This is a genomic window from Bradyrhizobium sp. 45 (assembly GCF_023073155.1).
In the GTDB taxonomy this organism is placed as follows: domain Bacteria; phylum Pseudomonadota; class Alphaproteobacteria; order Rhizobiales; family Xanthobacteraceae; genus Bradyrhizobium; species Bradyrhizobium canariense_D.
Genome location: NZ_JADPIX010000009.1, coordinates 1 through 840, shown reverse-complemented (window position 1 = coordinate 840; position 840 = coordinate 1). Strand labels below are relative to the sequence as shown.

Here is an 840-nt window from a genome sequence, read left to right as displayed (position 1 = left end):
TATCGATGCCGTCAAGGATCCAGTGCAATTGCTCGGTCGTCAGCGTGACGACCGCCTCCTGGCGGCGCGGCCATCGGAACTTGTCCTCGGTCAGCCGCTTCAGGACCAGCACAAAGCCGGACCGGTCGAAGAACAGCAACTTCATCCGGTCGCAACGGCGATTGCAGAACGCAAAAACCGCCGGAGCGAACGGATCGAGCGCCATCGTCTCCTGGACCAGAACCGCAAGGCTGTTGATGCCAGCCCGGAAGTCGATCGGCTCACGGTGCAGATAGACCTGCAGGTCACCGCCCAGTCTGAACATGGCCCAGGGCTCCGATGATCGCCGTCAATGCATCCACATCGCCGCATTCCAGCGCGACCTTCACGCCGTTCGGCAGCGACGCGCTCACTTTGGCCGGAGAACAAAAAGCTGTAGTCCCCTTGGGTTCCGACCCGCGCACTTCATCGCAAGCCGCCGGCAAACCCACCATCGCCACGCTGCTCCCCCGCGACAGGGCGCGATCGGAAGCCCCCTCAAGTTGAACCGGGATGAACGCCGATGGGGGAGACCGCGGGAGAGACCTGGTCGCGGTGTGCTTCTTGATCCATTTCCGAAGCAGGTTCGCGTTGACCCCGTGTTCGAGCGCAAGTCTCGATACCGAAACGCCAGGCTCAAGACAACTCGCGACAAGACGCTCCTTCGATGCCGCCTCGTAGCGCCGGCGACCGTTCCGACCAACAAGCCTGACCCGCAGTTTCTGATCATCGTCTGCCATCACAAGGTGTCCACCTATTTTGGTGGACACCTCATGCATCAGAGCACTCAAAAGCAAAAGGTGCAGGGAAATTCGCGCTTAC

Annotated in this window: 2 protein-coding genes; both read right to left on the bottom strand. The window is 61.0% G+C overall.

What is annotated here, in order from left to right; all coding sequences use genetic code 11:
• Positions 1 to 304: IS66 family insertion sequence element accessory protein TnpB (tnpB, locus tag IVB42_RS01585; protein WP_247366674.1), on the bottom strand; the 304-nt coding region annotated here is incomplete at its 3' end.
• Complete coding sequence (locus IVB42_RS01580; RefSeq protein WP_247297715.1) at positions 285 to 758, bottom strand: transposase; 474 nt, start codon at positions 756 to 758, stop codon at positions 285 to 287. The genes IVB42_RS01580 and tnpB, both read right to left, overlap by 20 nt.
• Between the last annotated feature and the right edge of the window lie 82 nt (positions 759 to 840).

What these genes read in the sequence shown, in the direction of transcription:
- IVB42_RS01580 (WP_247297715.1), bottom strand. Translation starts at nt 758, where the DNA reads ATGGCAGACGATGATCAGAAACTGCGGGTCAGGCTTGTTGGTCGGAAC.